Source organism: Paeniglutamicibacter terrestris, assembly GCF_012271785.1.
In the GTDB taxonomy this organism is placed as follows: Bacteria; Actinomycetota; Actinomycetes; order Actinomycetales; family Micrococcaceae; genus Paeniglutamicibacter; species Paeniglutamicibacter terrestris.
Map to the genome: position 1 here is coordinate 405,740 of NZ_JAAWVT010000001.1, position 23,824 is coordinate 429,563.

The 23,824-nt window shown below is 61.1% G+C and carries 23 protein-coding genes; 10 read left to right on the forward strand and 13 right to left on the reverse strand.

From position 1 onward, the window contains the following. Window positions 1–108 precede the first annotated feature (108 nt). The 8 genes from HED64_RS01835 to HED64_RS01870 form a co-directional block, all read right to left on the reverse strand. The gene (locus tag HED64_RS01835) at window positions 109–954 is read right to left on the reverse strand and encodes an SDR family oxidoreductase (protein ID WP_168150399.1); all 846 of its coding nucleotides are present in this window, start codon (window positions 952–954) and stop codon (window positions 109–111) included. Window positions 955–1,025: 71 nt separating this feature from the next. Beyond that, window positions 1,026–1,712 (reverse strand): N-acetylmannosamine-6-phosphate 2-epimerase, encoded by a 687-nt coding sequence (locus HED64_RS01840; RefSeq protein ID WP_168150400.1) that lies wholly within the window; start codon window positions 1,710–1,712, stop codon window positions 1,026–1,028. Then, entirely contained in the window at window positions 1,709–2,689 is a 981-nt protein-coding gene (locus HED64_RS01845; protein WP_245325598.1) for an ROK family protein, read from the reverse strand. Before HED64_RS01845 ends, HED64_RS01840 begins: the two co-directional genes overlap by 4 nt. A gap of 6 nt (window positions 2,690–2,695) precedes the next feature. After that, window positions 2,696–3,628, reverse strand: a complete 933-nt coding sequence (locus HED64_RS01850; protein WP_342590628.1) for a dihydrodipicolinate synthase family protein — start codon at window positions 3,626–3,628, stop codon at window positions 2,696–2,698. A gap of 119 nt (window positions 3,629–3,747) precedes the next feature. Continuing rightward, window positions 3,748–4,548, reverse strand: a complete 801-nt coding sequence (locus HED64_RS01855) for an ATP-binding cassette domain-containing protein (protein WP_132359479.1) — start codon at window positions 4,546–4,548, stop codon at window positions 3,748–3,750. Window positions 4,549–4,550: 2 nt separating this feature from the next. Continuing rightward, on the reverse strand, window positions 4,551–6,551 hold the full coding sequence (locus HED64_RS01860) for a dipeptide/oligopeptide/nickel ABC transporter permease/ATP-binding protein (protein WP_168150402.1): 2,001 nt from the start codon (window positions 6,549–6,551) through the stop codon (window positions 4,551–4,553). A gap of 5 nt (window positions 6,552–6,556) precedes the next feature. After that, on the reverse strand, window positions 6,557–7,513 hold the full coding sequence (locus HED64_RS01865; protein ID WP_132359483.1) for an ABC transporter permease subunit: 957 nt from the start codon (window positions 7,511–7,513) through the stop codon (window positions 6,557–6,559). A 93-nt stretch (window positions 7,514–7,606) separates the two neighbouring features. Next, window positions 7,607–9,214: an ABC transporter substrate-binding protein gene (locus HED64_RS01870; protein WP_168150403.1), complete on the reverse strand. Its 1,608-nt coding sequence runs from the start codon at window positions 9,212–9,214 to the stop codon at window positions 7,607–7,609. A gap of 184 nt (window positions 9,215–9,398) precedes the next feature. Here HED64_RS01870 and HED64_RS01875 point away from each other — a divergent pair, with 184 nt between their 5' ends. Together HED64_RS01875 and HED64_RS01880 are read left to right on the forward strand one after the other, a co-directional pair. Next, window positions 9,399–10,148 (forward strand): FadR/GntR family transcriptional regulator, encoded by a 750-nt coding sequence (locus tag HED64_RS01875; RefSeq protein WP_168150404.1) that lies wholly within the window; start codon window positions 9,399–9,401, stop codon window positions 10,146–10,148. A gap of 38 nt (window positions 10,149–10,186) precedes the next feature. Continuing rightward, window positions 10,187–10,567 (forward strand): antitoxin Xre/MbcA/ParS toxin-binding domain-containing protein, encoded by a 381-nt coding sequence (locus tag HED64_RS01880; protein ID WP_168150405.1) that lies wholly within the window; start codon window positions 10,187–10,189, stop codon window positions 10,565–10,567. Between the two features lies 1 nt (window position 10,568). Here HED64_RS01880 and HED64_RS01885 read toward each other — a convergent pair whose 3' ends face one another. Beyond that, the gene (locus HED64_RS01885) at window positions 10,569–11,117 is read right to left on the reverse strand and encodes an acyl-CoA thioesterase (protein WP_168150406.1); all 549 of its coding nucleotides are present in this window, start codon (window positions 11,115–11,117) and stop codon (window positions 10,569–10,571) included. Window positions 11,118–11,262: 145 nt separating this feature from the next. On the opposite strand from HED64_RS01885, the gene HED64_RS01890 reads away from it, so the two are divergent. The 3 genes from HED64_RS01890 to HED64_RS01900 all read left to right on the forward strand — a co-directional run bounded on the left by HED64_RS01890 (window position 11,263) and on the right by HED64_RS01900 (window position 14,286). Next, window positions 11,263–12,546 carry an MFS transporter gene (locus HED64_RS01890; protein WP_210149158.1) on the forward strand — a complete coding sequence of 428 codons (1,284 nt, stop codon included), beginning with the start codon at window positions 11,263–11,265 and terminating at the stop codon, window positions 12,544–12,546. A 149-nt stretch (window positions 12,547–12,695) separates the two neighbouring features. Then, window positions 12,696–13,352, forward strand: a complete 657-nt coding sequence (locus HED64_RS01895; RefSeq protein ID WP_168150407.1) for a DUF6318 family protein — start codon at window positions 12,696–12,698, stop codon at window positions 13,350–13,352. Window positions 13,353–13,356: 4 nt separating this feature from the next. Continuing rightward, a complete protein-coding gene (locus HED64_RS01900; protein WP_168150408.1) occupies window positions 13,357–14,286 on the forward strand; it encodes a hypothetical protein in 930 nt (309 codons plus the stop codon). A gap of 3 nt (window positions 14,287–14,289) precedes the next feature. Here the strand turns inward: HED64_RS01900 and HED64_RS01905 are convergent, their stop codons facing one another. After that, on the reverse strand, window positions 14,290–14,664 hold the full coding sequence (locus HED64_RS01905; protein WP_132359498.1) for a VOC family protein: 375 nt from the start codon (window positions 14,662–14,664) through the stop codon (window positions 14,290–14,292). A 414-nt stretch (window positions 14,665–15,078) separates the two neighbouring features. On the opposite strand from HED64_RS01905, the gene HED64_RS01910 reads away from it, so the two are divergent. Next, window positions 15,079–16,257 (forward strand): metallophosphoesterase family protein, encoded by a 1,179-nt coding sequence (locus tag HED64_RS01910; protein ID WP_168150409.1) that lies wholly within the window; start codon window positions 15,079–15,081, stop codon window positions 16,255–16,257. 22 nt (window positions 16,258–16,279) lie between these two features. Here the strand turns inward: HED64_RS01910 and HED64_RS01915 are convergent, their stop codons facing one another. Continuing rightward, entirely contained in the window at window positions 16,280–18,097 is a 1,818-nt protein-coding gene (locus HED64_RS01915; RefSeq protein ID WP_168150410.1) for a glycoside hydrolase family 15 protein, read from the reverse strand. 129 nt (window positions 18,098–18,226) lie between these two features. On the opposite strand from HED64_RS01915, the gene HED64_RS01920 reads away from it, so the two are divergent. The 4 genes from HED64_RS01920 to HED64_RS01935 all read left to right on the forward strand — a co-directional run bounded on the left by HED64_RS01920 (window position 18,227) and on the right by HED64_RS01935 (window position 22,556). Next, window positions 18,227–19,615, forward strand: a complete 1,389-nt coding sequence (locus tag HED64_RS01920; protein WP_168150411.1) for a sensor histidine kinase — start codon at window positions 18,227–18,229, stop codon at window positions 19,613–19,615. Continuing rightward, window positions 19,612–20,304, forward strand: coding sequence for a response regulator (locus HED64_RS01925; RefSeq protein ID WP_168150412.1), 693 nt, complete (start codon window positions 19,612–19,614; stop codon window positions 20,302–20,304). The genes HED64_RS01920 and HED64_RS01925 overlap by 4 nt, the downstream gene beginning before the upstream one ends. Window positions 20,305–20,445: 141 nt before the next feature. After that, complete coding sequence (locus tag HED64_RS01930; protein ID WP_168150413.1) at window positions 20,446–21,327, forward strand: ATP-binding cassette domain-containing protein; 882 nt, start codon at window positions 20,446–20,448, stop codon at window positions 21,325–21,327. Beyond that, window positions 21,324–22,556, forward strand: coding sequence for an ABC transporter permease (locus HED64_RS01935; protein ID WP_168150414.1), 1,233 nt, complete (start codon window positions 21,324–21,326; stop codon window positions 22,554–22,556). The genes HED64_RS01930 and HED64_RS01935 overlap by 4 nt, the downstream gene beginning before the upstream one ends. A gap of 87 nt (window positions 22,557–22,643) precedes the next feature. Here HED64_RS01935 and HED64_RS01940 read toward each other — a convergent pair whose 3' ends face one another. Both HED64_RS01940 and HED64_RS01945 read right to left on the reverse strand, forming a co-directional pair. Then, the gene (locus tag HED64_RS01940) at window positions 22,644–22,880 is read right to left on the reverse strand and encodes a helix-turn-helix domain-containing protein (protein WP_168150415.1); all 237 of its coding nucleotides are present in this window, start codon (window positions 22,878–22,880) and stop codon (window positions 22,644–22,646) included. Next, entirely contained in the window at window positions 22,880–23,548 is a 669-nt protein-coding gene (locus HED64_RS01945; RefSeq protein ID WP_168150416.1) for a hypothetical protein, read from the reverse strand. Before HED64_RS01945 ends, HED64_RS01940 begins: the two co-directional genes overlap by 1 nt. Window positions 23,549–23,824 lie beyond the last annotated feature (276 nt).

Consider the following 23,824-nt stretch of genomic DNA (forward strand, 5'->3'; position numbering starts at 1 on the left):
TATAGAAAACCCCAACGACACTTTGGACTTCTACCTGACAATACTAGGAAAAAGATTCGATGTCCCGATCAGGAGATAGCGCGGGCGAAGACATCCAGAGATGACGATTTAGCCCCGCAACAGCTGCTCAAGGGACAGGGGCGGAATGCCGGTGATGCGTTCGATGTCGCCACTGACGTTTTCCATGGCACCGGCGGCAATGGCCGAATAGGTCGACACCCAGGCATCAACCTGCCACTTTGGTGCTCCGTACTCTGCCCGCGAGGCATAGGCTTCCTCGATCGTCTCATCCTGGAAGGAAACCTGGCGCTGACCAACGGCAGAAAGAATCTGCGCGATCTGCGTGAAGTTCAACGCCTCCGGGCCGGTGAGATCATAGGTGGCCCCGAGGTGCGCCCGCGGGTTCTGCAAGATGACAGCAGCCGTACGCGCCACATCCGCGCGCGCCACCAGAGCTGCCCGACCGTCACCGGCTGGGCCACGAATGACACCATCGGCGCCCACGGTGTCGCTCATGAAGTCGGCGTAGAAGTTATCGCGTAGGAAGGTGTAACCCAGGCCGGAAGCCCGGATATATTCCTCGGTCGCGTAGTGATCGCGAGCCAGGGTGAACACCGCATCCTGCGCTGCAGCAACAAAAGAAACATAAATCAGATGGTGAACTCCTGCTGCCACGGCTGCATCAACGAAGTCGCAATGCTGGTCTAACCGCTCACGACTTTCGGAAGCCGAGACCATAAAGACCGTTTGCGCTCCGGTCAAGGCCGTCCGGGTGGCCGAGCTGTTTTCGTACGCCGCCGCCAATATCGTGGCGCCATCCAGCGGGGGCGCCTTGCGTGGGGTTCTGGCCAGCAGCCGTTGCTTCACCCCAGCGGCACTGAGCAGTCTGGCGACCTGGCCGCCGAGTTCCCCGGTAGATCCTGTCACTGCCAGCGCTGGAGGGATAAGACTCATGTTTCCATTCCATCATTGATTCGCTTCCCCCGATACAAAATGACTTTAACCGGGGGAAGCGCAAGGGATCATTAGGCGCGTAATGCCACATCAAACCAACCAGTAATGGAGGCCGGATGGGTGATGGCGGTTCCCACCACCACGGCGAAGGCTCCGGCATCCAGTGCCGCACGGGCCTGGGCCGGAGTATGGATCCTCCCCTCGGCGATCAGCGGGCGGTCCAGTTCGGCCGCCGCAATCGCTGCAATCAGATCAAGGTCGGGACCCTGAGTCTTTTCCCGCTCCCCGCTGTAACCGGCCAACGTGGTGCCGATCAGATCTGCACCGGCCTCAACGGCGTTAAACGCATCCTTTAGTGACCCACAATCGGCCATGACCAGCGCATGAGTCTGCTCATGGATCATGGTGATGGTCGTCTTCAGGTCCAGCCCATCGGGACGAGGACGGCGGGTTCCGTCGATGGCCACGATGTGCGCCCCGGCGTTGGCCACGGCGATCGCGTGCCGGGCGGTGGGGGTGATAAATACGCCCTCGTGCCCGTCCTTCCAGAGCCCAATGACCGGGACCTCAACGGCGCTGCGGGTGAACTGAACATCCGCCAATCCCTGCACGCGCACCGCCGCGGCCCCGCCGATCACCGCCGAGGCAGCAATCTGCGCCATGGTGGTGGGGGTGCGCATGGGCTCACCCGGGTAGGCCTGAGCGGAGACGATCAGTCGGCCGCGTAGGGCCTCCAAAACTGCGGGTTCTAAGATCATGAGCCGATTCTCTCTTGGTTGCCGGGGGCCAGGAAGAGTCCTGCCGCCCCAATGATTGCCGCGTTATTGCCCAGCGCTGCGGGGATCAGCTCCAGGGCTTGCAGCGGGTCGATGGCCTCTGCTTCGTAGCCTGCGCGCAGCGCATCCCACCACAGTTCCCCCGCCCCGGCCATCCCGCCGGAAAGCACGATGACGTCCGGGTCAAGGATGTTGGCCAGTGAGCCAGCGGCGATCCCCGCGGCACGCCCACCAAGTTCCAATGCTTGGATGGCCAGTTCTTCACCGTCATAGGCACGAGCCGTCAATGCGCGGGTGTCACTCACGGCCGAATCCCCACCCAAGGCCAGGTAGTGGCGGTGGATGGCCGGCCCCGCGGCGATGGCTTCTAGATGCCCGGTGCGCCCGCAGGAGCACGGTAGCGATGTGGCCAGCGGTGAGGCGAAGTGCCCCATGTGTCCGGCGATGTGGTGTGCCCCGGTCTGTGGGACACCGTTAAGCAGGAATGATCCGCCCACCCCGGTGCCCACGGCCAGCAGCAGCACCTGATTTTTGCCCGCTGCCGCTCCTTGCCAGGCTTCGCCCAGTCCGTGGGCGTGCACATCGTTGATGGCACGAATGGCGCATCCGGTGCGTGCCCCCAGCTCGGCGGCCAGGTCCGTACCGGCCCAGGCGGAGATGGTATCGGTGGCCGAGAGTACGCGAGCGCTCCGTGGATCAACGACCCCGGCCGCGCCGATGCCCAACCCGGTGATCCGAAAATCGTGGGCGGCCTCGCGCAGCTGATTTACCACCGCGGCCACAGCATCAAGCACCGCTGCGGCTCCGCTGCGGGCCGGGGTAGGAAGGGAGGCGGAAGCCAGAATGGTGCCGTGCTCATTCACCAAACCACCGGCGATCTTGGTGCCGCCCAAGTCAATGCCGAACGCGGCAATGCGCCCCGAGTGTTCGGGGCGCATTGATGCTGTTGCGTGATTCATCTGGACTTAGAGCAGTCCGGTGCGGGTGAGGATGGCCTTGATGGCCGTGGCCTCGTCCGCGTTCAGTGCCTCCATCGGGGCGCTCATGGCGTTGGAGTCAAAGAGGCCCATGGCCACCATGGCGGTCTTGAATGCGCCAAGACCTGCGGCTCCGCCCGAGACGCGGGAAGAATCCGGGGTGTAGACGATCTCAAAGACATCTGCCAGGCGGTTCTGCTCCGCCGCCGCGGTGGCCCAGTCCCCCGCTACCGCGGCGTCAAAGAGGCGGCGGTAGCCGGCCGGGTCAACGTTGCCCAGACCCGGGACCACACCGTGGGCGCCGCCGAGCAGCGCACCGTCAACAACGACCTCATGTCCGGTGAAGACGCTGAAGCCTTCAATGTCGGCGGTGGCCAGCAGCAACTGGCGGAAGGAGACATCATCGCCGGAGGAATCCTTCACACCAACGATCACCCCTTCCTTGGCCAGCTTCACGGCGGAGGAAACTGCCAGCTTCACGTGGGTGCGCACCGGCACGTCGTAGGCGAAGATATCGATCTTCAGGGCCTCGTGGATGGCGCGGAAGTGCTCTTCAACCTCGGCGACGTTGGACAGCGCGTAGTACGGGGTGGTGACCACCAGGGCGTCGGCGCCGAGTGCGATCATCTTCGCGCCCTCTTCGATGACGCGAGCGGTGGTCTGCTCGTTGGCGCCCACGATCAGCGCAACGCGCCCGGCGTTGGCCTCGCGGATGGTGCCGACGACCAATTCACGCTCGGCATTGGTCAGGTACGGAACCTCGCCCGAGGAACCGAGCACAAAGAGACCTGTTACCCCGCCGTTGATCAGGTGTTCCACAACGTTCTTCAGACCTTGAACATCGATGTCGCCCGCCGCGGTGCGCGGGGTGACCACCGGAGGAATGACGCCGGAGTACTTGGGGTTCTTAGCGTTAGCCACGAGAATGTCTTTCTTTTGGGGGTGGAGCATTTTTTGGGGGGGGTGTTGGCGGGGTGCCGCGCATCCGCAGGTGTGTGGAACTGCGGTGCTTGGGGGCGGCGCGGCGCCCCCACCAAGTTTTAGAGCTGGAGCAGCGTGGGAGCGGCGCCCAGCAGGGTGCGCGTGTAGTCGTGGGAGGGAGCGTCAAAGACCTGTTCGGCCGTGCCCTCTTCGACGATTTGTCCCGCGTTCATCACGCAGATCCGGTCCGAGATGTAGCGCACGGTCTGGATGTCGTGGGAGATGAAGACCATGCCAAGGTTCAGCGTGGTTTTCAGGTCGGTGAGCAGATTCAGCACCTGGGCGCGCACCGAAACATCCAGTGCGCTGGTGGGTTCATCGGCAACAATCACGTCCGGATCCAGGGCCAGGGCCCGGGCGATGGCCACGCGTTGACGCTGGCCGCCGGAGACCTGGTTGGGCATCGCCGAGGCGGCGGAGGCCGGCAGGCCCACCACCGAGAGCAGCTCGTAAACCTTGGCGGAGCGTGAGGCATCGTTGCCGATGCCGTGGACCTTGAGCGGATCGGTGAGGATGTCATGGATACTCATGCGGGGATTCAGCGCGGTGGAGGGGTCCTGGAAGACCACCGCCACGGAGCGACCGAATTCCTTGCGCCCGGCGGCATTACGCTTGGAGGCGTCCTTGCCGCGGAAGAGTACGGTCCCGCTGGTGGTTTCCTGCAGGCCCACCAGGACCGAGGCCAGGGTGGATTTGCCGCAACCGGACTCCCCCACGATGCCCACCGTTTCACCGCGTGAGACGGAGAAGTTTACTCCGTTGACGGCGCGCACGATGTTGGGGGAAAACAGCTTCCCACCGCGGACGCGGTGGTGAACGTGGATGTCGCGCAATTCGACGACGGGGACGTTGGTTTCCATGATCACTTGGCTCCTTGCGCAATAGCGATGTTATGGCTGGCCCAGAAGTGTTCCGGGTGATTGCCCGCCGGCACAAAGTCGGTGGGCACCGACGGATCCGCATCCGCACGCTGGGAGCGCTCGGCGAACCGGTCCCCCATCGCGAAGGAATACGGCGAGGGGACGGTGCCGGGGATCTGGTGCAGGCGCTTGGCGCCGGATTCGATCGATAGCACCGCACCGAGCAGACCCTGGGTGTATTCGTGGGCCGGGGCGGCGAGGACGGCCGGAACCGGACCGGATTCCACGACCTGACCCGCGTACATCACGGTGACGCGGTGGGCCAGCGAGGCCACCAGCGCCAGGTCGTGAGAGACGAAGACCATCGCGAAGCCCAGGGATTCGCGCAGCTCGTTGAGCAGGTCAACCACCTGCTTTTGGACCGTGACATCCAGGGCGGTGGTCGGCTCGTCGCAGACCACCAGCTTCGGGCTGCGCGAAAGCGCCATGGCGATGAGCACGCGTTGACGCTGTCCACCGGAGAGCTCGTGCGGGTAGGAGCGCAGCGTGCGCTTGGCATCAAGTTTCACCAGGGTCAGCAGTTCCTCGGGGGTTTTGCGTCCCCCGCGGCGGGTGAGCTGGCGCAGCTGATCCCCAATGAGCATCGAGGGGTTCAGTGAGGACAGCGCATCCTGGTAAACCATCGCGATCTGTTCTCCGCGCAGGCCCTTGTAGACCTTTTCATCCCCGGCGATGGCGGTGCCATCGGCACCGAGGGGAAGCAATTCCTTGGTTCCAAAGGTGATCGATCCGGTGATCGACGCGGTCTTGGGCAACAGGCCCATGATCGCCAGCGAGGTGATGGACTTGCCACAACCGGATTCGCCCACCAATGCCATGGTCTCGCCCTCACGGACGGTGAAGGAGACGTTGTCAACGATTCGGGTGTCCCCAAAGCGTTCGGGGAAACGGATCGAGAGGTTTTTGACCTCGAGGATGACCTTCGGATCCCCGTCGAGGACCAGCCTGTCACTGCGCTGTTCTTCGGTGCGAGCGAGCAGTTGCAGCTCGCCGCGCAGACGTTCCAGCGCGATCGTGTCAACGGCCGGCTTGGCAGCAACCGCAGTGGTGGTTTCGCTGCTCGATGCACTCTTGCGGGTGCTCTTGGGATTCACCAGGGCATCGGTCATGCCCTCGGCCAGGATGTTCAGGGCGAGCACCGTGACCAGGATGGTCAGACCGGCGAAGGTGGTGGCCCACCAGGCGCCGTTAAGCACCAGGGTGCGACCGTAGGAGATCACGTTGCCCCAACTGGGTGCCGGGTCTTGGATGCCGGCGCCGAGGAAGGAGAGCGAGGCCTCCAGGATGATCGCATCCGCCACCATCACGGTGGCGAAGACCAGGACCGGGGCGGCGCAATTGCGCAGCACGTGCCGACCCAGGATGTGGAAGCGGGAGGCTCCGATGACACGTTCGGCGCGGACGTAGTCCTCGCCCCATTGCGCCAACACATTGGCTCGGACCACGCGGGCGATCTGCGGTACATAGATCACCGCGATCGCGATGATGATCACCGGGAGGCTATTTCCCAGCGAGGCCAGCAGGGCCGCTGCCAGGGCGATGCCCGGGAAGGCCATGAGCATGTCCATGATGCGCATGATGGTTTCATTGGCCCACTTGGCGCTGGTGGCGGCCAGGGCGCCGAGCAGTCCGCCGACCACCAGGGCCAGGGCCACGGCGCCGATGCCGATCAGCATCGAGGAGCGCGCCCCAAAGAGCAGGCGGGAGAGGATGTCGCGGCCCAGACGGTCGGTGCCGAAGAGGTGCTCGGGACCCGGTCGCTGGGCGGGGATGCCGGTAGCCAGCGGGTCGTGCGGGGCCAGCAGCGGGGCAAGGATGGCGGCCAGAGAGATCAGCACCAAGAAGACCAGGGAAATCTTGGAACCCAGTGGCAGCGAGGTAAAGCGCGTGGTGCCCGAGCTCAGTCGAGTCACGAGTCCGTTACGGGGGGCGAGGGAAGTCATGAGGGTCAGACCGTCCTGATGCGGGGGTTGATAAGCAGGTAAAGCATGTCGACGAGGATGTTGACCAGCACGAAGGTGATCGCGATGGTGAGCACCACGCCCTGGACCAGGTTGACGTCGGAGTTGGTGATGCCATTCATGATCAGCTGCCCCATACCGGGCAGGGAGAAGATCATTTCAATCACCACGGCGCCGCCGAGCAGGTAGCCGATGCGCAGGCCCAACACGGTGACCGGGGTGACCAGCGCATTACGCAGCACGTTGCGGGTGAGTACCTCGCCGCGTGGCACGCCGTTGCCGATGGCCGTGCGGACGTAGTCCTTGTCCAGTTCCTCCACCATCGAGGTACGCACCACGCGAATCAGCGAGGCGGAGACCGGGATGGCCAGCGCCAGGGCCGGCAGGGTCATGTGCATAAACCAGCCACCGATGCCGCTGCCCATGGGTGCGGATCCACCGGAGGGGAAGATCGGGCTTTTGCCCAGCGCCAGCCACTGGATCAGCAGGATGCCGAGCCAGAAGGAGGGGGTGGCCACGGCGGCGATGGAGAAGATGCGCACCAGCTGGTCGGGCAGCCGGTCGCGATACAGGGCGCCCAGGACACCGAAGACCAGCGAGATCACCACGGCGATCAGCACACCATAAAAGGTCAGCTGCAGCGTCAGCGGGAAGGCGTTGAAGATCATCTCCGTCACCGGGCGGGCCGGTGGGGTGGTCTTGCCGAAGTCGAGGGTCAGCAGTCGGCCCAGGAAGGAGACATATTGCAGGACCAGGGGCTTGTTCAGCCCGCGTTCTTCGCGGTAGGCCTCCTTGGCTGCATCGGAGGCACCCTCGCCCAGGGCGGAGGTGGCTTCGTCGCCGGGAGAAAGTTTGAGGATGACAAAAACTAGGAAGGTGATTCCCAGGATCATCACGGGCAGGACAGCTATGCGGCGCAACAGCAACCGTAGGAGGGTTCCCACGAAAGAACTCCGATGGATAGAGGGTGGTGCGGGTGATCAAGAAGGCGCAAGCGGGCGCGCGCTTGGGAGAGAACGCGCCCGCTTGCCGGGAGCCTAGGCCTTCGGGGCTACGCCAACGAAGGAGACGCCCGTGGTCGGCAGCGGCTTAAAGCCATCCAGCTTGTCCGGGTTCCAGGCGGTGGGCAGCTGACGGTGGAAGACCGGGTAGAGCGGCACTTCGTCGGCGAGCAGGTTGATCGCCTGCGTCCAGGCCGCAACCGCGCCCTTCTCGTCCTTGGCCTTCACCGCGGTGTCGAGCATGCCCTGCAGCTTCTTGTACTCGGCGCTGGTGGACCAGCGGAAGCGCTTGGTGGGCCAGACATCGCCACGGTAGAACCAGCTCAGGAGCAGATCGAGGTCGTTACCGAAGACCGAGGGGTCACCGGGGGCAGCAACCACCTTGAACTTTCCGGTGTCAACGTAGTCGGTGTACAGGGACCCGGACTGCAGGTTCTGCATGGTGACCTTGACGCCGGGCAGCTTGTTCCAGGATTCGAGCAACAGCGGTGCCACGTCCTTCACCCAGGAGGTGTCGGTGGTGAGCAGCTCAAATTCGAGGCTGGTGACGCCGGCTTCCTTGAGCAGGGACTCGGCCTTGGCCGCGTCGTAGGCGAAGGTGGTGGCGGCCTTGACGTACTGCGGGTGGGTGTCCTGCACGTAGGAGGTGGCCGCCTTGGCGTTGCCCAGCAGCGCACGATCGATGATCGTCTGGGTGTCGGTGGCGTAGTGGAAGGCCTGACGCACGCGCTTGTCGGCAAACGGACCCGATTCGCAGTTGAACATCAGGAAGAGCAGGCCGAACGACTGTACGGCTTCGACGGTCATCTTGGACTTCAGGCGATCAACGTCCAGGTACGGGACATCCTCGATGACCGAGACGCGGCCCGATTCTGCGGCGGTGACGCGGGCCGCGGCATCCGAGAGCAGGTACCAGATCATGTCGTTGGCCTTGGCCGGGTAGGCACCGTTGTAGTCGTCGAACTTCGCGAAGACAATCTTGTCGTCCTTGGTCGCGGAGACCAACTTGTACGGGCCCGAGCCCACCGGGGCCGCGTCAAACGCTGGCTGGTCGGCGGAGGCGAGCTTCTTCGGGACGATCTTGACCACGGAGATGCGGGTGGCGAACAGCGGGAAGGCGTAGTTCAGGGTGAAGACGACGGTGTCTTCCCCCTTAGCCTTGACCGACTTGATGAACGGGACAAACTGCGCGAAGAGCGAGGCGTTTTTGGTGTCTGTCACGCGATCGAAGGAGTAAATGACGTCGTCGACGGTGACGGGATCGCCATTGTGGAACTTGGCACCCGAGCGCAGTGTGACCTCCCAGGTGGTGTCGTTCACCTGCTTCGGATCGGCCTTGGCCAGGGCCAGGTACGGTTCGCGGGTTGCCGGGTGAAGATCAACAAGACCCTCGAAGATGTGCATATTGGCGGCGAACGGGGTGGCACCCGAGGAGGTCATCGGGTCAAAACCTGTTGACAGCGCGTAGGAGATGCCGGCTTCAAGCAGCGTCGTGGACCCGGCACCGGTGGCACCGGTAGTCGTGGACGGGCTAGAGCAGGCGGCGACGGTTGCCGAGAAGGCGGCAGCGGCACCGAGCATGCCCGTCAGCTTCAGAAATTCACGACGGCCACGGGGCTTGCTGGCCAAATCCTTGAGGGTCATTTTAAATCTCTTTCGTTTCCAGTTCCGGAAAAGTGGGACGTAGGATGTCCTACGCCATGCATTAGACTGTAAGCGTGATCACCAATGAACGTCAACCACATCACACAAAAAACCTCGCACCGCAAGGAAAAGTTTTCAGCACACAGATCTCGGCACTTCATACGAAAGAGGCACCAACCTGCTCATGAACAGCCCTCGTAGCCCCCGCCTTGATGCCCACGCACGTTTGCGGGCACTGACCGGCGATATCACCGATCTCATCCTTGAACGTGGACTATTGCCGGGCGACGCGATGCCCACGGAACAGGACCTCATTGCGGAACTCGGCGTGGGAAGAAATACGCTGCGCGAGGCGCTGAAGGTGCTTCAGGCCCAGGGCGTGGTGGAGATTCGACACGGCTTCGGCATGTTTGTGGCCGCCGAGAATCTAGTGGCGCTGGCGGACTCGCTGACCTTCCGCGGACAGATGTCCCTGCGGCACAAGGGGCACGAGGCCAATGAGCTGGTGGATGTGCGCCAGGCACTGGAGGCCGGTCTGGTCGGTTCCGCCATCATCGCGATGACGGATGATCAGCTCGAAAAGCTGGAGGACGTGGTGCGCGCCATGGAGAGTCTTGCCGCGGCCGGTGAAGTGTTCATCGAGCAAGACAAGGATTTTCACCGGTTGCTCTTTGAACCGCTGAACAACCAGCTGCTCAGCGACCTCTTGGGTGTCTTCTGGGAGGTCTACCGCAGCATCCACCGCGGCATTGGCACCCAGGTCCCGACCAACGCGACGTTGATCGAAACGGCTCAGGCGCATCGTGATTTGCTCGAGGCGGTCCGCAATGAAGATCAGACGCTGGCCAGCGATCTGCTCGGGCGGCACTTCGACGGCATCCGCGCCAGACTCGCGAACTTCAGCTGGGATTCGGGAAACTCAGTGCCCAAGTAGGCATGGTTTTTGCGGCGTCGCGGGATCATGCTTGGTTCATGACAACGTTGAACCACAGCGCCGTGTTTGTGGAAGCGACACGTGCCGATATCCACCAGTTGGTCCGCACCATGGTTGACGCCATTGGCGCACCTCTGGTCCAGATTCTCTCCGGTGCCAAGGACAACACCGCGCCGCACCGCTGGGCGCATCCCGAAAGCACCGAACCCGACACGCTGACCGAAGAACGCCTCCGCCTGGGCTACCGGGTGTGGCTAACGCTGCAGGCGGCCGAGGACCGCGATGGCGCACTGACCTGGCTTCGGGACAAGAATCCGGTCCTAGATGACGAACGGCCCGTGGATTTCATTTATCAGCAGCACGCCCAGCAGGTGGTGCACGCCGCGGAGTCTTGGGTCAGTGGCACGCCTACCCGCTGATTTAGCGCCAGAGATGTGGGGCCGGGCGGCGCGTCCCGGGAAGCGCGGTCTCATCACGCCAACGCTGGACCCAGTCGGGAAGCACCCGATCATTCGGGAGTTCAACGCCCAGCTGGCGCAGAATCTCTTCGTTGGCGACCGGGCCCTCTTTTGACAGCAGCCGCGTGGCGATGGTCGCCTGCACGTAGATTTCGCCGTTGACGACCATCCGCTGTTCGAAGTAGATGCACTTATCGTCAATGCCCAAGATTCGTGTTTCTTGGGTGAACTTCTGGTTGAACACCACGGACTTGCGGAAGGTGATGGTCTCGGCCTGCACCACCGGCGTCCATTTGTTTTTTTTCATCAAATCCCAGGTCCCAGAACGGACCATGAGATCAAATCGCCCCAGGTCGAAGAGGGAGAAATACATACCGTTGTTGATATGACCGGCAATATCGATGTCGGTCAGCAGCGCCCGCATGGGCACCGACGAGAGATCAAACATGGAGAGCTTGGGGCGCTTGCGTGCGGTGGCGATCAGGAGCAGAAGACGAAAGATTGCGTGCATGAAGCCAACCCTACTCGTTGGTAACTTAGCTGTCACCCATTATTCAACATGCTAGTGATTGACTTTATTCAATGAGTTGCCCCATGATTAGACGGGGAACACCACCGTATTCCCCACCATCACCAGCATCCTCAGGATCACCATCATGACCCCGCGCGCGCTTCGCCCCTTCGCTCATCGCGATTACCGCATCCTTCTGATCGCCATGGCCATTAGCGTCTTCGCCCATGGCATGTGGGCAGTCGCGATGGTTTATCAGGTCAAACACCTCGGCGGCGGACCCGCTCAACTTTCGGTGGTTGCCACGGCCACTTCCTTGGGACTCCTAGGTTTCGTGCTGATCGGCGGCATCACCGCCGATAGGATCAGCTGCCGAAAAATCATCATCACCGTCGAGGCCATCTCATTGTTGGTGATGATCACCGTGGCGGCTCTGGCTCTCACCGGAACCATGGAGCTCTGGCACCTTGCCGCGGCCGGATTCATTCAGGGATCCGGTGCAGCATTCTTCTTCCCTGCCTACTCGGCACTGCTCCCCCGGATTCTTCCGTCCGAGGATTTGCTGGCAGCCAATGGCATGGAGGGGATGTTCCGCCCGGTCCTGCAGCAGGCGGCGGGACCTGCGGTCGCCGGTGTTATCGTCGCGTCCTTCGCACCATCAATGGCGATCGCCGGAATAGCACTCTGCCACCTGCTGGCCTTCGGCGTGCTTAACCTTCTGGGTCATCACCGCGCCTATGACGAACATCTGGCACCGGGCGAAAAGCGCCCCAGTGCCCTGGCCGATCTGCGCGAAGCCGTTTCGTATACCGTGGGAACGCCGTGGCTACTATGGACGTTGCTCTTTGCCGTCATCTCGGTACTCAGCTTCATCGGCCCGATCGAGGTGCTACTTCCCTTCGTGGTGGAGGATCAACTCGGCGGCGACGCCAAGACCTTCGGCTTTATGCTGGCGGCCTTCGGCATCGGCAGTGCCGTGGGATCGTTCGTGACGGCGTCCCTCCCGTTGCCGCGCCGCTACCTGAGTTTCATGATGGCGTTCTGGGGCTTTGGCACCTTGCCACTGGCTCTAATTGGCATCATCAGCACACCGTTCGCGCTGGCGATTCTGCTGGTGGTCGTGGGCATTACGGGCGGGCTCGGTCAGGTCATCTGGGGCACGTTGCTCCAGCGGCGAGTTCCCGCTCATATGCTCGGAAGAGTTTCGTCGTTGGACTTCTTCGTTTCGCTGGCGCTCATGCCGGTCTCAATGGCGCTGGCCGGACCGCTCGGAGCCATCATGCCGATCTGGATCATCTTTGTGGTCGCAGGGGTAGCATCGCCGGTGGTCGGGGCCATCGCGTGGTTCGCCGGGAAAATGTACCAGGACGAGATCGATCACCCGCTTGATCATCATGAGAAATCCGACAAGCTGGTCTCTGACCTGTAGCTGGTCGACCCGGAGCCGTTCGGTGTTTTTGCGGGGGAAATGCCCACTGTGCATTGCCCAAAAGAGCCTGTGGAAAACCTCTGCCAATGCTCCCCGTTCGGGGCTAGGATGACAGCTAATCGACCCCCACCGAATCGTAGGCCGTTGGCATGGTTACGAAAATCAAAAAGGTCAGTCTCATCTTCTGCTCCGCCGCATTGGTTTTCGCAGCAGCGGGATGTGTGGGAAGTGCAGACCCGGTTGAGCCCACGCCTACCGCCTCGAATCCCACGGCCACCGCATCCAGCTCTCCACCCACAACATCATCAAGCCCGAGTATCAAGCCCACGCCGAAACCGATTCCGGCGAGCTCGACTGGGCCTGCGAAGAACTGGCCCGTTCCGGTCATGCCCGACGCGGCGAAGAAAAACACCGAAGCCGGGATCAAGGCGTTTACCGAGCACTACTACGAACTCGTTGAATACACGATCCAAACGAACGACACGAAACCGATCAAAAAGGTGTCAAAACGAACTTGCCTTGAATGCGGAAACGTATTTATTGATCCATTCGACAATAATAAGAAAGCCGGCTCCTGGATGACAGGTGCAGAATTCAATGTCACCGTAACTAGGGCCATTCTTCAACTGCCTCAAGGTATCTCGCTGTACACAACGACGCAAGGTGAGATGAATCTGTTCATGAGCGATGGGACACTTCAAGGCACCTTTCCAGCAACCCCAAAACCCGCGCCCCTAATGATGATTCTCAGATTCGACCGTGGATGGATGGTCGAAAGCGTGGAGTATCTCGATGAAGACTCTTAGAAATATGTCTGTATTCACGATCGTCTTTGCACTCGCACTGATGACATCCCCATTTGAAGCTTCGACATTCGCAGCAGGGGAAAACCGTTGCACAGTCATTGAACGCATGGGTAATAGTTTCATTGAGACCCACGTCAAGTGTTCTGACGAGAACGAGGAAAATTCAGCGCATTTCGTGCCAAACAACGAAAAATCAAAGACCATTTCGAACGGACCCAAGCTTCGATACTCGGTGAACTACTACAGCGAATGCACACCCGATCTCACTTTGGTTCTATCCTGTGATGCGATTGCGGACCCGACTTGTCCTGATGGTGGGTACAGAACTATCAGGACGATACGTGCAATAAATGGCCCCAGAGCCGGCCAGATCGTTTCGACCACGCAATACTGCAGCGCCGAACCCCCGACGACGATTCCCGGCGCGGAAGACGATATCGCCAAGATGACTCTGGCGGATTTTCGACGCCTAAATATCCTCGCTTCAATCATCATTAGCCAGCCAGAGAGTTTCTCGCTCCGTAACGGCAATGCCCACATGTTTGCGGATGCTGAATCCCAGAACTTTGCCGTCACCATCTTTGACCAGAACGTACGGGTGCGAGCTATCCCAGTGTCATACGCGTGGAGTTATGGCGACGGAGCAACCCGATCCTTCAGTTTTCCGGGGCAACCCATGGCACAACGCGGATTCGACGAACCGACAACCACCAGCCACGTCTACACAGAAACCGGTGATTTTGCTGTCGGACTCACCACGCGGTTCCGCGGCGAATACTCCACCGAGGGCGGACCCTGGACTCCAATTCCTGGAGTCGCCAATGTGCCCAGCGAACAAATCACAATGAGCGTCTGGCGGACCAAAAAGATCCTCGTTGCGGAGAACTGCAACGAAGGCGCGAGGACGCCAGGTTGCGCCTCGCTCTTCGAATGAACCTCAGAGGTACGGACGAGTGATGAACTCGATGTAGTGGCCCGACGGATCCAACAGGTACACCCCGCGACCTCCATGCTCGGTATTGGTCTTCCCGGGTAACGCCCGCTGCGGGTCTGCCCAATGTTCGATGCCCTGCGCCTGAATCTTGGCATAGGTCCGGGCGAAGTGCTCGTCATCGATCAAGAAGGCATAGTGCTGCGGCGGGAAATCAATGGGCGGGCAAGCGAACTGCAACATCACCCCATCATCAAGTTGGATGTTGGTGAAGGGGCCCCAGCTAGTCACGCTGTGGGCCTCGGCCAGATCGATAAAGAACTGGGCCGAGACTGTCGGATCTTTTGCGGCAATGATCGTGTGGTTAAAGGAAATGCTCATGGTGTGTTTCTGCTTTCGGTTCGGAGAGTCCGAAGCGCGCAGGCAACGCATGGCCCAGCTGCAAGGCAAAGTAAAAGGAAGTGTGTGCCGGATACGGAGGGGCTCCTGCCAAGGGCAAGACTGTCGCCGGCGAGCGCTCAGGGCAAGGCCCTGCGCTACTGCAATATGGCGACAACGTGTGTTGCCGTTACCTCCTGGAAGCTCAGCCCATCTGGGGCACACCAAGGATTCTGCCACGTCCGCCAAGGTTGCTTCAAGCCCAAGCCGCGAGACGCCGGAGTTTATCTCCGGGGCCCCGTCCCGTTGCTGTTTCGTCGTTTGAACTTCATGCTGCCTGTCTACTCTCATGAACACGGCTTCGAGCCATTAGCGCTCGACATCCCCCGGCCGGTTTCCCGAAAGGCACGCATTTTCATGAAGTCCACTTCCACGTCCGTTCCCCGCCGCGGCATCTTGCTCGGCGGAACCGCCGCAGCCCTCTCCGGCATACTGGCCGGGGCGCGTCCCGCCGCCGCTTCGGTGCCGCTGGCTAAGGCCTCCCCGGCGAGCGCAAAACTCAAGTTCGGGGCGAACGGGAAATTTAAGATTGTCCAGTTTAATGACACCCAGGATGGTCCGCGCACCGATCGGCGCACCCTTGAACTGATGGAGGCCGTTCTGGATGCCGAGAAGCCCGGCTTCGTGGTCATCAATGGCGATGTCATTGATGGTTCTCCGAACTCGCCACTCGAGGTCAAGCAGGCCATCAACAACGTCGTCCAGCCCATGGAGTCCCGCAAGATCCCTTGGGCGCTCACCTTCGGAAACCACGACGAGGATTCCACCTCGCATGGCACCAAGATGACCGAGGCCAAGATCCTCGACTTTGTGCGCCGTTACGACTACAACCTCAATACCAAGGAAGACGACGTCTACGGCTCCTCAAACTCGCAACTGCTGATCGCCTCGGCACGGAGCAATAAGCCGGCCTTCGGCATTTGGCTCTTGGATTCCGGCCGCTACGCCCCGGACTCCGTGGGCGGACAGGACTTTGAGGGCTTGATGTCGTATGACTGGATCCGTCCCGAACAGATCGACTGGTACCGCGAGGCCTCAGGTGCCACCGAACGCCGGCATGGCAAGGTTGATTCGCTGATGTTCTTCCACATCCCATTGTGGGAACACCATCACATGTGGTTCGGTTCGCAGTTCACCTCCAACGAGGCAGACCATGCCAAGGCGGTCAAGAAGCACGGCATCGTGGGCGTGAAAAACGAGGAAGTCTATGTCGGCGCCTTCAACTCGGGCCTGTTTGCTGCCTTGCAGGAACGCGGGGATGTACGTGGCGCCTACTGCGGACATGATCACATCAATACCTACATGGGTAACTACTTCGGGATCGAGCTGGGCTACGGCCCGGGCACTGGATTTGGTCCCTATGGTGTGGGCGGGGCGCAAGAGCACAGCCTGCGCGGGGCTCGAGTCTTTGAGCTCGACGAGCATGCGAAGAATGTCTACACCGGCACCCGCACGATCTTTGCCAAGGATCTGGGCATCAACATGGATCCGGCCCGCAAACCCCTGGATCAGCCACTGCCACTTCCCCAGGACTAAGTGCCGGGAACCGCGCCGCGGGCTACTTTGGTCCGCGGCGCGGCCGTGCCGCGCGCATCCCCGCCGCTTCTTCGATGGCGTCGGCGGCACGAATCAGTCCCAGGTGTGAGAGTGCCTGAGGAAAATTGCCGGCCATTCGTCCGGTGACCGGGTCAAACTCTTCGGACATCAGACCCAGGTCGTTCACGATTGTCGCCAGTCTCGCCAACAGTCTTCGCGCATCATCGAGGCGACCACAGTGGGCGTATTGCTCGATGAGCCAGCAGGTGCACACCATGAAGGTGTACTCCCCCGGTGGCAGTCCGTCGGCCCCGGATTCGCTGCGGTAGCGGCGGAGGAAACCATGATCGTCCAGCAAATCCGTTTCAATCCTTTTCAGCGTGCCCAGCATTTTCGGATCTGAGTAGTCAAGGAAACCCACCTGGGCGAGCACTAGCAGCGAGGCGTCCACCTCCGTGCTGCCATAGGTCTGCGTGAACGAATTCAGTTCCTCGTTAAAGCCTTGGACCATGATCTGTTCCCGCAGCGCATCACGCGCCATTTCCCACGCCGGGGCATCTCCGGAAAGCCCGTGGTGCGTTACTGCCCGCACCCCGGCATCCAGCGCGGCCCACATCATGACCCTCGAATGCGTGAAGTAGGCCGGTTCCCCGCGCATCTCCCACAGGCCGTGGTCCTTGCGATCTAGATGGGCCAGCACGTCCTCGAGCAGTGCCTTCTGCAGCGGCCAGGAGAAGTGGTCCTCGCGACCGCCCATGGTGCGAAGTTCATCCAGGGCCACCATGACCTCACCAATAACATCACCCTGGTACTGATACACCGCGGCATTACCCACGCGCACCGGTTTGGCGTCGCCATAACCCGGCAGGTGCTGCAGAATCTTTTCCGGCAATTCTCGTTCCCCGCCCACTCCGTACATGATCTGCAATCGGCGGTGATCCCCCGCGATAGCGCGCAGGAGCCAGTCACGCCAGCACAGCGCTTCATCCTCATAACCGTGGGTCATCATCACCTGCAGGGTCAACGCAGCATCACGCAGCCAGCAGAAGCGGTAGTCCCAGTTGCGCTCGCCACCAAAAAATTCGGGAAGCGATGTGGTGGGGGCCGCGACGATGCCGCCGGTCTCCCGGTGGGTCAGTGCCTTGAGCACCAGAAGCGAGCGGCGCACCAGGGCCTCGTGGGCCCCGTGGGTGGGGATCTTTGCTGCCCACTGGCGCCAGGTGCGGGAGGTTTGGGTCATGGCCAGGCCCACGTCGTTGGGTTCCGGGATCCCGGTGTGGGAGGGGTAGCAGGCAAACTCGAAGTCGTAGACCTCCCCGGCCTTAACCTCAAACTCGTCATGATGGGTGTGGTTTTTGGCCTTGGGGAGTCGGGTGGCGTGCAGCACCGCAGCGTGCGGTCCGGCGACTGCCACCAATGATTCGGTGCCCTTCACCGCGTCAAAGTTGCGCCGCACCCACGGCAGCACCTTGCCGTAGTCGTACCTGATGATCAGCTCATGCTCCATCCTCATGGAGCCCGATAATCCCTCAACTCGGCGCATGATGCTGGAGCCGCCATCGCCCAGCGGCATGAAATCGGTGACAAGTACCTGAGATCCGCCGCTAGCCCAGAGGGTACGCAAGACAAAGGAGGAATCAAGATAGGTCCGACTGAGCACTTCACCCTCGATGGGGGCCAACAACCAACGACCATGTTCGCGGTTGCCCACGAGGGCTCCGAACACCGAGGCGGAGTCGAAGCGCGGGAAACACAGCCAGTCCACCGAGCCCCAGCGGGAGACCAACGCGGCGGTCCGCTGGTCAGAAAGCAACGCGTAGTCTTCGATTCCGGTTCCCATACTTCCCACACAACCGCATTAAGGGATGACAGACAAGGGGTTTTCCCCGCGGCACCTCACCTGCGATAGGTTCAAGATGCCGGAGGTTTGGACCACCGGCCCACCACTGTGTCTGTCTGAGGACTGAGTATGAAACTTCTGGCCCTGCGCCACCGCTTGTTGCCCGGCGATTTACCGCCCGAGGGTTGGGAACGCAAGCAACCGAGCGCCGCGGCATTACGCCGCGATGTGTGGGTAGCGCTGGTGGTGATGGTGATCGCCGTTGTGGGCATGGAAATGATTCTGAGTTTCGGCCCCACGGAAAACGCACCGGATCGAATCCCCAGTTATCTGGCCATGTGCGCACTCACGGCGCCGCTGGCCGTGCGACGCCGTTACCCGATTATCGCCATGCTTCTGCTCTCCGGAATGTTCATGGGCTTCGGGATTTGGATGCCGCAGGTCATGGTTCAGCTGACGCCGCAGGTCACCTACTTTGTTGGACTGTACTCGGCCGTCACCTGGGCCAGGGACCGACGCTCACTGCGGCTAGCGCTCGCGGCGGTCATTTTGGCCATGTTCCTCTGGCTGGTCATTGGAATCACCAACGCCAAGCTCCTTTTCGGAACCGAACTTGATCTGCCCACCTCCATCGAGACCTCCGGATTCCTTGATCCGGTGATCGCCTATGCCTCGTACAACTTTCTGATTAACCTGCTCTACTTCGGTGGGGCCATCTTCATGGGACTGATGTCATGGCGCGGAGCCTGGCAGCACGAGCTGGTGGTGGAACAGGCAGATCAGCTCCGGGCCCAATCCGCGGAACTGGCCCGACGTGCGGTCATTGACGAACGTCTGCGCATTGCCCGCGAGTTACATGATGTGGTGGCCCACCATATCTCTGCCGTTGGAGTGCAGGCGGCAGCAGCGCGCATGGTTCAGCCCCGGGATCCACAACGCGCCGCCGAACTCATGCGCGGCATCGAGGACTCCGCACGGCAGGCGGTGGGTGAGACCCGGTCGCTGTTGCGCGTGCTGCGACATGAGGGTGCCGACGAATCCGTTTCCACCGATCCCACCGCTCAGCGCGCTCCGGAACCCTCACTGGAACAGTTGCCGGCCCTGATGGAACAGTGTTCGCGTGCCGGCCTGCGGGTTGAACTCATTACCGTTGAGCACCGGAGTGATGCCCTCCAGGAGGTCAGCGCCGGACTGGGTCTGGCGCTCTACCGCATCGCCGCCGAATCCCTGGCGAATGTCCGCGAGCATTCCACCGCCCGGAGCGCGGTGCTTTCGCTACGCAGCGGCGGTGACACGCACGGCGAGTGGGTAGAGGTTGAGGTCACCGACGATGGTGCGCCCCGCCCCGGAACCGCCGGCAGCGGCTTTGGGCTGCGCGGCATTCGTGAGCGCGCCGAATTGCACCACGGTCTGGTGGACATCGGTCCGCGCTCCCCCACCGGCTGGAGGACTCGTGCACGGCTGCGCCTGCTGCATTCCGCCACCGCACCCAGCACCACACCAGGAGTTGCCTCATGAGGAAAACCCGCATTCTGATCTGCGATGACCAGCCGCTCATCCGGTCCTCCCTGGCCCTGATCTTGGGCACCGAGGAGGACTTTGAGGTGGTGGGCACCGCCGCTGATGGACGCGAAGCCGTCACCTTGGCGCTGGAGCTAACCCCCGACGTGGTGCTTATGGACATTCAGATGCCGGTGCTCGACGGCGTCGGAGCCACAGCGCAGATCACCTCGGTGAGCACGGCCAAGGTCGTGGTGCTGACCACCTTTGATCGCGATGATTACCTCTTCGCCGCCATCGATGCCGGGGCCAGTGGCTTCCTGCTGAAAAACACCGAACCGGAAATGATCATTTCTGCGGTGCACGCGGCGGCCGACGGACAGGCATTACTCTCCCCGGAGGTCACGCTGCGCATCATCCAGCGTGGCACCGTCGCCGCTCAGAGCTCGGTGGCACAGCCAGCAAGTGGAAGCATCACCGCCGGTGACCAACGGATCCTCGACGAATTGACGGCGCGGGAGCGTGAGGTGCTCATCGCATTGGCCAGCGGCAAATCCAACGTAGAGATTGCCGGGACGTTATTTGTTTCCGAGGCAACGGTAAAAACTCACCTGTCGAACATCCTGTCCAAGGCCGGGCTGCGCGATCGGGTGCAGGCGGTGGTCTTCGCCTACCGGGTGGGGCTCATCCCTTCGACGGAGGTCTAAGTCCGCGCGCCACCGCCGGGCACTCCCAAGTTCATTCCTTTGAACGATCCTTTGTCCCCAAGCCAGAACGTAGATTGGAAGCTAGGAAGGGTTTGGGCCAGCATGGCTTGAACCATCAGGGATCACAGGAAAGAGAACACCGTGTTAGAGGTCAAGAATCTCACCCGGCGCTTCGGGGATCGGGTGGTGCTCAACGATGTTTCGTTCAGCGTTCCGGCCAATGGCATGACGGGATTTGTCGGCGCCAATGGTGCCGGCAAGACCACCACCATGCGCATCATCATGGGGGTGCTGAAATCCCACGCCGGGTCGGTGTACTTCAACGGCACACAAATTGTTGACGCGGATCGGGCTCGCTTCGGCTACATGCCCGAGGAACGCGGACTTTACCCCAAACAGCAGGTCCTGGATCAGCTCCAATACCTCGGCCAGCTCCACGGCATGAGCCGCGGTGATGCCCGCACCGAGGCACTTGACCTGTTGGATCGCTTCGGCATTGCCGATCGGATCAAGGACAAACTCGAATCCCTTTCGCTGGGCAACCAGCAACGCGTCCAGGTCGCTGCCTCGCTCATGCACCACCCCACCGCGTTGGTGCTCGATGAGCCCTTCTCGGGACTGGATCCGCTGGCCGTGGACTCGATGACCTCGCTGCTGGCCGAACGCGCAGCCACCGGGGTACCCATCCTGTTCTCCAGCCACCAGCTGGATTTGATCGATCAGCTCTGCGACAACCTGGTGGTGTTGGCCGACGGCAAGATCGTCGCGTCCGGTACTGCCGCCGAGCTGCGGGCGCGGGCCAGCGCAAAACATGTGGTGGTGACCCCTCCGGATGCCGGCTGGCTGCGCGAACAGATGGGCGTTAGCGTTCTTGATGTTGCTGGCCCACGTGCCCTGGTCGAGTTCAGCGACGAGGCAACAGCCCAGCGCATTTTGCGTATCGCGGTAGATCGCGGCGCCGTCACCGAATTTGCCCCGCAACGTCCCTCGTTGGCGGAAATCTACCGGGAAGTCATCCGATGAGCACCACCGAGTTAGATATCAAGGACGCACCGTCAAAGCTTGCGGCACCGAAGTCGCAGGGCGCACCGTGGCTGATCGTCACGCTACGCGAGGTGACGGTGAAGCTCCGTGACAAGTCATTTATCATTTCCACGCTAATCACCCTGGTCCTCATTGTCGGATCTGTGGTCATCTCCGGTTTCATGGGTAATAGAACCACCGAAGCCTCCGTGGCCTTTGGCCCCGGCACAGAAGCGGTAGAGCTGATCAACACCGCGAACGACCTGGCGGTTGAAAACGATCAAAAGATCGTCTTGACCGCTAATCCGCTGGGTTCAAATGATTTCGCATTGGACTCGCTTCGGGACAAAAATGTTGATCTGGTCCTGACCCCAGCACCCGACGGCTACACGCTCACCGGGCTGAGCGACGTACCAACCGACATCGCTTCGTTGCTGTCGGAGGCGGCAGAGGCTCGGGCATTGGATACCAATGCCGGCACCTTGGGAGTCACCCTTGAGCAGTTGAAGGAGGGTTCAACCCTGACTCAGGCCTTGCTTGAGGGAAGCCAAGAACGCAACTCCATGGCCCTGATCATGGGCTTGATCTTCTCGTTCCTCTTCTACATGTCGGCGATGATTTTCGGCATGCCAATTGCGAACTCCGTGGTGGAGGAAAAGCAGAACCGCGTGGTGGAGATTCTTGCCACGGCCATCCCGATCCGCCAGCTACTGGCCGGCAAGATTTTGGGCAACCTGATCTTGGCCATGGGGCAGTTGTGCCTGTTCGTCGGGATCGGGTTGCTGGCATTGAGCCTCATGCCCACGGAGATTCCGTTCATCTCGGTCGTCTTTGCCACCGCAGGCTGGTTCCTGGCCTTCTTCCTCGCCGGTTTCCTGTTGCTGGCCGCCGCGTGGGCGGCGTTAGGGGCCATGGCGTCACGCACCGAAGACCTGCAGCAGTCCACCGGTCCGGTCATCATGGTGTTGATCGCCGTCTTGTTCACCGGCATTTATGCCAAGGGCCAGTTACTGGTGGTTGCCTCCTACGTCCCGGTGATTTCCTCGGTCGCCATGCCCATCCGTCTACTTAATAGCGACGTTCCGCTGTGGGAACCCATCGCGTCGTTGGCTATCGCCATCGCTGCCGCGTGGGCCATGGTGTTGCTCGGTGAGCGCATCTATCGCCGAGCGATCATGCAGACCGGTTCGGCCCTGTCCTGGCGCAAGGCGCTGAAGCTGGAGGACTAGCTTCAAAGCTTTGACGAATAACGGCTGTGGCGTGCGACCTCTTATGGAGATCGCACGCCACGGTCATTTTCGTTCCATGGCCAGTCCCTACTTCTCAAGCACCAGCAGCTCGCCGATCTCGCATTCCAAGACCCGGCAGATCGAGACAAGAGTGCTGAATCTGATGGCCTTCGCCCTGTCATTTTTCAGAACCGACAGATTCACGATGCTCACCCCAGCAAGCTCACCCAGACGGGTCAGTGTCATGGATCGTTCGTGCAGCAGCGCATCTAGTCGGCAATGGACCCCACTGCTCAGATCAATGTCCTCATTATTGCCTGCCATCACACCAAACCATCTGTATCAAGGTGCAAACGTTGACCGCGACGCAGAACCAACGACAAGAGGATCAAGACAATACCGAGGGCCAACAAGGGGTGGTTAGCATCTTGGAAGCTGAATTCCGCGGAGGTCACCAACCAATTAACATCTCCAGCATTCTCTGGAATTTGCGTTGCTGTGCCGGGTATCCCGAGTTCGGCAGCCGCTAGGTGGTTTGATACGTCCGCAAGCCAAGGCGCAAAAAGAGCGGTCATACCGGCCATCGCGCCGAGAACCAGCATCGCCCAATGGGCTAGCGCCGTGAACGGATGGTTCTTCCACAACCTGCGGCAGATCATGATGATGGAGGCGCAGCCAGCAATGAACAACAGGAAGTACAACGCTTCGGATATGGCAAGTATCAGTCGTGGGGCGAAAAGCTTTTCGTCGCTTTCCACGAATGCGCTGCCATACGTCAGGTGCGATTCCCCAATGCTTCCCCGAAGCTGGGGAACCTCGTTCATGGGGGTAGCCATCGAAGCTTCAAAAACGAAAGACCTTGTGAAGTGTTCCTCGGTGAACCACGCCAAGTAAAGCACGCCAAATAGTCCAGCTATGGCCGCGATGATCGCCGCTGTCATCAGGAATGTTCGTCCGCCGATGTGTCCAAGTTTTAGCATCTTGGTGCTCATTTCCGCGCCCACGACCCCACCTTAACGATTGTCGATAATAACGATAATCGTTAACATACTCATTTGCCCCAGCCGGGTCAACCTCAACGCGGCTCACACGAGCCACAAACTTTCATGGGAAACCCAGCGGACCCGTGAATTGAACGGAAGTGAACACGTTCACGCGCTGCTGAGTAGCGGAAAAAAACAAACTGGCAGTGGCCGGAAGCAAAAACCTCCCACCGTCGATTTCTGCGTTCGGTACTTTCTCAGCTCTCGAATGGCATTCATCGATGA

Coding starts and splice junctions, on each gene's coding strand:
- HED64_RS01835 (WP_168150399.1), bottom strand. CDS start 954: ATGAGTCTTATCCCTCCAGCGCTGGCAGTGACAGGATCTACCGGGGAA.
- HED64_RS01840 (WP_168150400.1), bottom strand. CDS start 1,712: ATGATCTTAGAACCCGCAGTTTTGGAGGCCCTACGCGGCCGACTGATC.
- HED64_RS01845 (WP_245325598.1), bottom strand. CDS start 2,689: ATGAATCACGCAACAGCATCAATGCGCCCCGAACACTCGGGGCGCATT.
- HED64_RS01855 (WP_132359479.1), bottom strand. CDS start 4,548: ATGGAAACCAACGTCCCCGTCGTCGAATTGCGCGACATCCACGTTCAC.
- HED64_RS01860 (WP_168150402.1), bottom strand. CDS start 6,551: ATGACTTCCCTCGCCCCCCGTAACGGACTCGTGACTCGACTGAGCTCG.
- HED64_RS01870 (WP_168150403.1), bottom strand. CDS start 9,214: ATGACCCTCAAGGATTTGGCCAGCAAGCCCCGTGGCCGTCGTGAATTT.
- HED64_RS01875 (WP_168150404.1), top strand. CDS start 9,399: ATGAACAGCCCTCGTAGCCCCCGCCTTGATGCCCACGCACGTTTGCGG.
- HED64_RS01880 (WP_168150405.1), top strand. CDS start 10,187: ATGACAACGTTGAACCACAGCGCCGTGTTTGTGGAAGCGACACGTGCC.
- HED64_RS01885 (WP_168150406.1), bottom strand. CDS start 11,117: ATGCACGCAATCTTTCGTCTTCTGCTCCTGATCGCCACCGCACGCAAG.
- HED64_RS01890 (WP_210149158.1), top strand. CDS start 11,263: ATGACCCCGCGCGCGCTTCGCCCCTTCGCTCATCGCGATTACCGCATC.
- HED64_RS01895 (WP_168150407.1), top strand. CDS start 12,696: ATGGTTACGAAAATCAAAAAGGTCAGTCTCATCTTCTGCTCCGCCGCA.
- HED64_RS01900 (WP_168150408.1), top strand. CDS start 13,357: ATGTCTGTATTCACGATCGTCTTTGCACTCGCACTGATGACATCCCCA.
- HED64_RS01905 (WP_132359498.1), bottom strand. CDS start 14,664: ATGAGCATTTCCTTTAACCACACGATCATTGCCGCAAAAGATCCGACA.
- HED64_RS01910 (WP_168150409.1), top strand. CDS start 15,079: ATGAAGTCCACTTCCACGTCCGTTCCCCGCCGCGGCATCTTGCTCGGC.
- HED64_RS01915 (WP_168150410.1), bottom strand. CDS start 18,097: ATGGGAACCGGAATCGAAGACTACGCGTTGCTTTCTGACCAGCGGACC.
- HED64_RS01920 (WP_168150411.1), top strand. CDS start 18,227: ATGAAACTTCTGGCCCTGCGCCACCGCTTGTTGCCCGGCGATTTACCG.
- HED64_RS01925 (WP_168150412.1), top strand. CDS start 19,612: ATGAGGAAAACCCGCATTCTGATCTGCGATGACCAGCCGCTCATCCGG.
- HED64_RS01935 (WP_168150414.1), top strand. CDS start 21,324: ATGAGCACCACCGAGTTAGATATCAAGGACGCACCGTCAAAGCTTGCG.
- HED64_RS01940 (WP_168150415.1), bottom strand. CDS start 22,880: ATGGCAGGCAATAATGAGGACATTGATCTGAGCAGTGGGGTCCATTGC.
- HED64_RS01945 (WP_168150416.1), bottom strand. CDS start 23,548: ATGAGCACCAAGATGCTAAAACTTGGACACATCGGCGGACGAACATTC.